Annotated in this window: 4 protein-coding genes and 1 pseudogene; 3 read left to right on the plus strand and 2 right to left on the minus strand. The window is 64.7% G+C overall.

All coding sequences use genetic code 11. From position 1 onward, the window contains the following. Nucleotides 1–1,042 (plus strand): annotated as a pseudogene (locus VGG47_RS03310) (IS3 family transposase); the annotation flags it as partial. A 97-nt stretch (nt 1,043–1,139) separates the two neighbouring features. Here the strand turns inward: VGG47_RS03310 and secA are convergent. Then, on the minus strand, nt 1,140–3,851 hold the full coding sequence (secA, locus tag VGG47_RS03315) for a preprotein translocase subunit SecA (protein WP_331535443.1): 2,712 nt from the start codon (nt 3,849–3,851) through the stop codon (nt 1,140–1,142). Nucleotides 3,852–4,004: 153 nt separating this feature from the next. Here secA and VGG47_RS03320 point away from each other — a divergent pair, with 153 nt between their 5' ends. Continuing rightward, a complete protein-coding gene (locus tag VGG47_RS03320) occupies nt 4,005–4,868 on the plus strand; it encodes a peptidylprolyl isomerase (RefSeq protein ID WP_331535444.1) in 864 nt (287 codons plus the stop codon). Continuing rightward, complete coding sequence (gene argJ, locus VGG47_RS03325) at nt 4,868–6,094, plus strand: bifunctional glutamate N-acetyltransferase/amino-acid acetyltransferase ArgJ (RefSeq protein WP_331535445.1); 1,227 nt, start codon at nt 4,868–4,870, stop codon at nt 6,092–6,094. The genes VGG47_RS03320 and argJ overlap by 1 nt, the downstream gene beginning before the upstream one ends. A gap of 168 nt (nt 6,095–6,262) precedes the next feature. Here the strand turns inward: argJ and VGG47_RS03330 are convergent. Further along, the coding region (locus VGG47_RS03330) for an ATP phosphoribosyltransferase regulatory subunit (protein WP_331535446.1) at nt 6,263–6,875 on the minus strand (613 nt) is incomplete at its 5' end.

The raw sequence follows: 6,875 nt of genomic DNA on the forward strand, positions 1-6,875 counted from the left end.
GGTGGCGCCAGGAGTATGGCGGGCTGAAGGTCGATCAGGTGAAGCGGCTGAAGGAGCTGGAGGCAGAGAACACCCGGCTGCGGCGTGCGGTGTCTGACCTGACGCTGGAGAAGCTTGTTTTGAAGGAAGCCGCCTCGGGAAACTACTAAGCCCGGCGCGCCGCCGGGATTGCGTGAAACGCGTTGTTGAGACGCTCGGCGTCTCGGAACGGTTTGCCTGCCGAGTGCTGGGTCAACATCGGGCGACACAGCGCGGGGCGCCCCAAACGGCTGATGATGAAGCGGCGCTGACAGCGGACATCATCGCGTTGGCGCGAGAATTTGGCCGCTACGGATACCGGCGCATCACGATCATGCTGCGGGACGCGGGCTGGCTTGTGAACAAGAAACGGGTCGAACGGATCTGGCGCAGCGAGGGCCTCAAGGTTCCACAAAAGCAGCCAAAACGTTCACGTTTATGGTTGAATGACGGTTCGTGCATCCACCTCCGGGCGGAGCGGCCTAACCATGTCTGGGCCTATGATTTTGTCGAGGACCGCACGCATGACGGGCGCAAGATCCGGATGCTGAACATCGTTGACGAATTTACCCGAGAAGCTCTGGCGATCCGGGTATCCCGGCGCCTGAATTCGACCGACGTCATCGATGTGCTCTCCGACCTGTTCATCCTGCGCGGCGTGCCGACACATATCAGGTCAGATAACGGCCCTGAGTTCATCGCCAAGGCGGTGCAGGCTTGGATCACCGCCGTGGGCGCTCAGACGGCTTATATCACGCCTGGCAGCCCCTGGGAAAACGGCTACATTGAAAGTTTCAATGCCCGATTGCGGGATGAATTCCTGAATGGCGAGATCTTCTACACACTGCAGGAGGCAAAGGTGCTGATCGAAGCCTGGCGTGGCCACTACAACACGCGCCGGCCACACTCATCGATTGGTTACAGGCCACCAGCACCAGAGGTTTTATTGTGGCCAGCGCCGCCAGCCGCTTTGAATGGCGGCGCTGCCCGCCCCAATAAATCCAGCCTCAAATCACCAAATTAACTACATATGAATTGGACCACTCATTGGGGGCTTGCCACTAGGCAGTGTCTAGGCAAAAACGAGGCGTTTCTGCGGGCTAACCCATTGAAAACAAACGTTATGCGACCCGGCCGTGGCAGTACTTGAATTTCTTGCCCGAACCGCAGGGGCAAGCGGCATTGCGCGGGGTCGCCGCCCAGGTTTCCGGCCGCGCCGGGTCCACCTGGCTCGCCGAGAAGCCCTGATCGAGGGTGGCCGCCTGCACCACCGGCTCGGCCAGGGCCAGCGCGCCGGTCATGCCGCCCGGCAAGGGGTGGCTTTCCACCGCCGGGGCCGGCGGTGTGGGCGGCGGCGCCTCGCCCACGGTCACATGCGCCAGCACGTTCGTCACCCGCTGGCGCAGCTCGTCCAGCAGCCCGTTGAACAGCGCGAACGCCTCGCGCTTGTACTCATTGAGAGGGTCGCGCTGCCCGTAGGAGCGCAGGCCGATGCCCTGGCGCAGATAATCCAGCGCCAGCAGATGCTCCTTCCAGACATGGTCGAGCGTCTGCAGCAGCACCGATTTCTCGATGTAATTGTTAAGCTCCGCCCCGAATTGCGTGGCCTTGGCCGCGGCCGCGGCCTCCGCCGCCGCGACGATCCGCTCGCGGATGCCGGTCTCGTCCATCCCTTCTTCCGCCGCCCAGTCAGCGAGCGGTAGATCCAGCCCCAGCAGGCGCTTGATGTCCTCGGCCAGCTCCGCGCTCTGCCACTGCTCGGCGAACGCCTTCTCGGGGATGCGCGTCGCCACCAGATGCGCGAGCACATCCTCCCGCATCTCCGCCACCACGGCGGAGACCGATTCCGTGGCCATGAACTCGCGGCGCTGGGCATACACCTCCTTGCGCTGGTCGTTCATCACGTCGTCGTATTTCAGCACGTTCTTGCGCATGTCGAAATTGCGCGTCTCGACCTTCTTCTGCGCCTTCTCCAGCGCCTTGTTGATCCAGGGATGGACGATCGCCTCGCCCTCCTGCAGGCCTAAGCGCTGCAGCATGCCGCCCATCCGGTCGGAGCCGAAAATCCGCATCAGGTCGTCTTCCAGCGACAGGAAGAAGCGCGAACCGCCCGGGTCGCCCTGGCGGCCGGAGCGGCCGCGCAGCTGGTTGTCAATGCGCCGGCTCTCGTGCCGCTCGGTGCCGATCACGAACAGCCCGCCCGCCGCTTTCACGGCGTCATGGTTGGCCGCGATCTCGGCGCGGATCTGTTCCGGGTCGACATCCGGCTCCAGTTGCACGCGCATCTCGTAATTGCCGCCGAGCTTGATGTCGGTGCCGCGGCCGGCCATGTTGGTGGCGATGGTGATCGCCCCCGGCGCACCCGCCTGCGCGACGATCTTGGCTTCCTGCTCATGGAAGCGCGCGTTCAGCACGTTGTGCTGGATCTTCTTTTTGTTCAGCAGCGCGGAGATGATCTCGCTCTTCTCGATGCTGGTGGTGCCCACCAGCACCGGCTGGCCGCGCTCCCGGCATTCCTCGATCAGCTTCGCCACCGCCTCGTATTTTTCCGCCGCGCTGCGGTAGACTTCGTCGTCCTGGTCCGTGCGCGCCACCGGCACGTTGGTGGGAATTTCCACCACTTCGAGCTTGTAGATCTGCTCGAACTCGTCGGCCTCGGTCATCGCCGTGCCGGTCATGCCGGCGAGCTTGGGGAACAGGCGGAAATAGTTCTGGAAGGTGATCGAGGCGAGCGTCTGGTTCTCGCGCTCCACCGTCACCTGCTCCTTGGCCTCCAGCGCCTGGTGCAGGCCGTCCGAATAGCGGCGGCCTTCCATCATGCGCCCGGTGAACTCGTCGATGATCACCACCTTGCCGTCGCGCACGATGTAATCGACGTCGCGCGTGTACAGCACCCGCGCCCGCAGGCTCTGCTGCACGTGGTGCACCAGGGAGATGTTGAAAATATCGTACAGATTGCCTTCGGTCAGCAACCCGGCCTCGCGCAGCATCTGCTCCACCGTCTCGGAACCGAGATCGGTCAGGATCGAGGCGCGCGCCTTCTCGTCCTTGTCAAAGAACTGGTTCGAACCGTCCTCGGCCTGCCCCCGCGCCACCAGCGCCGCCACCACGCCGTCCACCTTGGCGTAAAGGTCGGTCGGCTCGTCGGAGGGACCGGAAATGATCAGCGGCGTGCGCGCCTCGTCGACCAGGATGCTGTCCACCTCGTCGACGATCGCGAAATTGAACGGCCGCTGGACCATGTCCTCGAGCCGGTATTTCATGTTGTCGCGCAGATAGTCGAAGCCGAATTCGTTGTTGGTGCCGTAGGTGATATCCGCCTCATAGGCGGCGCGGCGCTGTGGATCGTCCAGCCCATGCACGATGATCCCGGTGGTCAGGCCGAGGAACCCGTAGAGCTGGCTCATCCATTCCGCGTCGCGCCGGGCCAGGTAGTCGTTCACGGTCACCACGTGCACGCCCTTGCCGGTGAGCGCGTTGAGATACACCGCCAGCGTCGCCACCAGGGTCTTGCCCTCGCCGGTCTTCATCTCCGCGATCCGGCCGGAATGCAGCACCATGCCGCCGATCATCTGCACGTCGAAATGCCGCATGCCGAGCGCCCGCTTGGCCCCTTCGCGCACCGTGGCGAAGGCTTCTTCCAGCAGATCGTCGAGCGTTTCGCCCGCTTCCAGGCGCGCCTTGAATTTCGTGGTCTGGTCCCGCAGCGCCGCATCGTCGAGCGCCGCCAATTTCGGTTCCCAGGCGGCAATCGCGCTCACTTGGCGCCGAAAACCTTTCAAGGCGCGGTCATTACTGGTACCAAAAACGGCTCGGGCGAGGCTTGCGAACATTCTATCTTCCTGGTGCAGCGGGGCGGACACCGCGTACCTTACTATAAGTCGTCTCCGCGTTCACATAAGCGCCGCCCTGCGGGTGGTCAAACCTTGCTCCAGCACGCCAGTTAGCTCATAGGATCGACAAAACACAGGAAGGGTTCCGGCTTTATGCGTCTCACCTCGCTCTCCGTTCTCGCTTTGGCCGCCGGCCTGATTGCGCCCGCCGCTATCGCCGCTACGCCCGCCGCGGGCCAGGCCCAGCCCGACCCGGTGGTCGCCACCGTCAACGGCATGCAGATCCATCTGAGCGACATCCAGCAGGCCGCGCAGAACGCTCCGCAGCAGTTGCAGCAGATGCCGCCTGCCCAACTCTTCCCGCTGCTGGTCACCCAGCAGATCGACCGCGACGCCCTGCTCGTGGTCGCACGCCAGGAGCGCCTGGATAAGCAGCCCGCCGTCGCCGCCGCGATGGCGCAGGCCGCCAATGTCAGCCTGGAAAACGCCTATATGCAGCAGCGCGTTTCCAGCGCCGTGACCCCCGCCGCCGTGCAGGCCGAATACAACAAGGACTATGCCAACAAGCCGGGTCCCGAAGAGGTTGATGCCCGCCACATCCTGGTGAAGACCCAGGCCGAGGCCGAGGCGATCATCGACCAGCTCAACCATGGCGCCAATTTCGCCGCCCTGGCGGAGAAGGACAGCATCGACCCCGGCGCCAAGAATGGCGGCGAGCTCGGCTGGTTCACCAAGGATCAGATGGTTCCGTCTTTCGCCGACGCCGCCTTCGCGCTGCAGCCCGGCCAGTACACCAAGACGCCGGTGCAGTCGCAGTTCGGCTGGCATGTGATCCTGGTCGAAGGCAAGCGCACCCAGCCGGCCCCGGCTTTGGCCAATGTCGAGGACCAGATCCGTCAGACCCTGGCCGACAACGCCATCCAGTCGACCCTGGCCGCGGCGCGCGCCAAAGTGACAATCAAGATCAATAACCCGGACGGCACCCAAGGGGCACCGGCCGCTCCGGCCGCCAACTAATGTCGAAGATACCCGTCTCGCCGCTGGCCCGGCCGCTTCCTGAACTGCTTCCGGTGGCCGGAGTGCGCCTGGCCACGGCCGCGGCGGGTATCCGCTACAAGGGCCGGGCGGACGTGCTGCTCGCGGAATTCGCCGAGGGCACGACCGTCGCCGGCGTTTTCACGAAGAATCTCTGCCCCGGCGCGCCGGTCACCTGGTGCCGCGAAGCCCTCGAGAGCGGACTCGCCCGCGGCCTCGTCGTCAATGCCGGAAACGCCAATGTTTTCAATGGTATCGCCGGCATCCGCGCGGTCGAGACCACCGCCCATGCGGCCGCCGCCACGCTCAAGACCGAGCCCGGACAGGTTTTTCTCGCCTCCACCGGCGTCATCGGCGAGCCCCTGCCCGCGCAGAAAATCGTCGCCGTGCTGGACGAACTGAACGATAATCTCGCCGCCGACCGCCTCGAAGAGGCCGCGCGCGCGATCATGACCACCGACACGTTCCCCAAGGCCGCGACGCGCACCGCCCGCCTCGGCGGAACCGACGTGGTGATCACCGGCATCGCCAAGGGCAGCGGCATGATCGCGCCGGACATGGCGACCATGCTCGCCTTCATTTTCACCGACGCCGCCATTCCGGCCCCAGCCTTGCAGGCGATGCTGAGCAAGGGCGTCGAACACAGCTTCAACTGCATCACCATCGATTCCGACACCTCGACCTCGGACACGGTGCTGCTGTTCGCCACCGGCCAGGCCGGCAACGCCCCCACCGAGGATCCCGGCCATCTCGCCGATTTCCGCCGCGCTTTGCACGAGGTGATGCACGAACTGGCGATGCTGGTGGTGCGCGACGGCGAAGGAGCCCAGAAACTTGTGCAAATCAGGGTGGAGGGCGCGGTCTCCAATGCGTCCGCCCGGCGCATCGCCATGGCCGTCGCCAATTCCCCGCTGGTGAAAACCGCCATCGCCGGCGAGGACGCAAATTGGGGTCGCATCGTCATGGCCGTCGGCAAGGCCGGCGAACCGGCGGACCGCGACAAGCTCGGCGTCGCCGTGGGCGGCACCTGGATGGCGCAAAATGGCGGCGTCGTGCCCGGCTATGACGAAACCCCGGTGGTCGCGCATATGAAGGGGCGGGAAATCGACATCCAGGTCGATATCGGCCTCGGCCACGGCCACGCCACGGTTTGGACCTGCGACCTCACCCACGGCTATATCGACATCAACGGTTCGTATCGCAGCTGACGAAGCGGCCGCTTTTTAAAAAAGCGGCGCAAAAATTTTTGCTCGTTTGGGCCCGTGGCGTTGAAACGGCACGGGCCCAAATGGACAAAGTTTTTTTGCTTCTTTTTCTTCACAAAAAGAAGCCTTCCTTGGTGTGTCAGCGCATGATTGAGCTGGGTTAATCATGGACTAATCATGCTCTAGCGGGCGGATCGCCCCGTTCTGAAAGATATGCGAGCAGCCGAGCCGCGCCGCCTCGTCGTGCGGCGCCGGATGCGGTGCCAGCCCCGCGACCGTCGCGTAGTTTTGCGCCCGGCATTCCGTGCCGGTCGCCGCTGGTGTGCCATATGGCAGATAAAGGCGCGGGCGCAGCGTCTGCGGGGGGGCCACGCTGACGATCGTGTCCGGATACAAAGTGATGCCGGTGGCAGGCTCGGTGTCGCCGCACAGATACCGCCCGCCGCGGCCGAGCTCGGCCTGCTCGCCGAGGGCGAACAGCGTCATGCACAACCCGGTATGATACTGGTAGCCGCGAAATTCCACGGGATCGACGGTGATCTGCAGGTCCGGCTGGCGCTGCCGCAGCACCGCAACGGTCTCCGCGATCCGCCGCGCCTGGTCTTTGGCCGCCTCCGGCAGAGCGATCGCCAGCAAAGCGGGGATCGCGCGTGCGCTGGCCCCCGTGGCATCCAACAGCTCCAGGAGCTGGCGCGTGAGCGGGCTGGCGACCTCGGTGACCGCCACGGCATCCTTGCGGTCCAGGGCGCGGGCCAGGAGCCGGCGGTCGGGTTCCGCCAGAGTT

The sequence above is a fragment of the Acidocella sp. genome, assembly GCF_036489515.1.
Classification (GTDB): Bacteria; Pseudomonadota; Alphaproteobacteria; order Acetobacterales; family Acetobacteraceae; genus Acidocella.

What these genes read in the sequence shown, in the direction of transcription:
- secA (WP_331535443.1), bottom strand. Translation starts at nt 3,851, where the DNA reads ATGTTCGCAAGCCTCGCCCGAGCCGTTTTTGGTACCAGTAATGACCGC.
- argJ (WP_331535445.1), top strand. Translation starts at nt 4,868, where the DNA reads ATGTCGAAGATACCCGTCTCGCCGCTGGCCCGGCCGCTTCCTGAACTG.
- VGG47_RS03320 (WP_331535444.1), top strand. Translation starts at nt 4,005, where the DNA reads ATGCGTCTCACCTCGCTCTCCGTTCTCGCTTTGGCCGCCGGCCTGATT.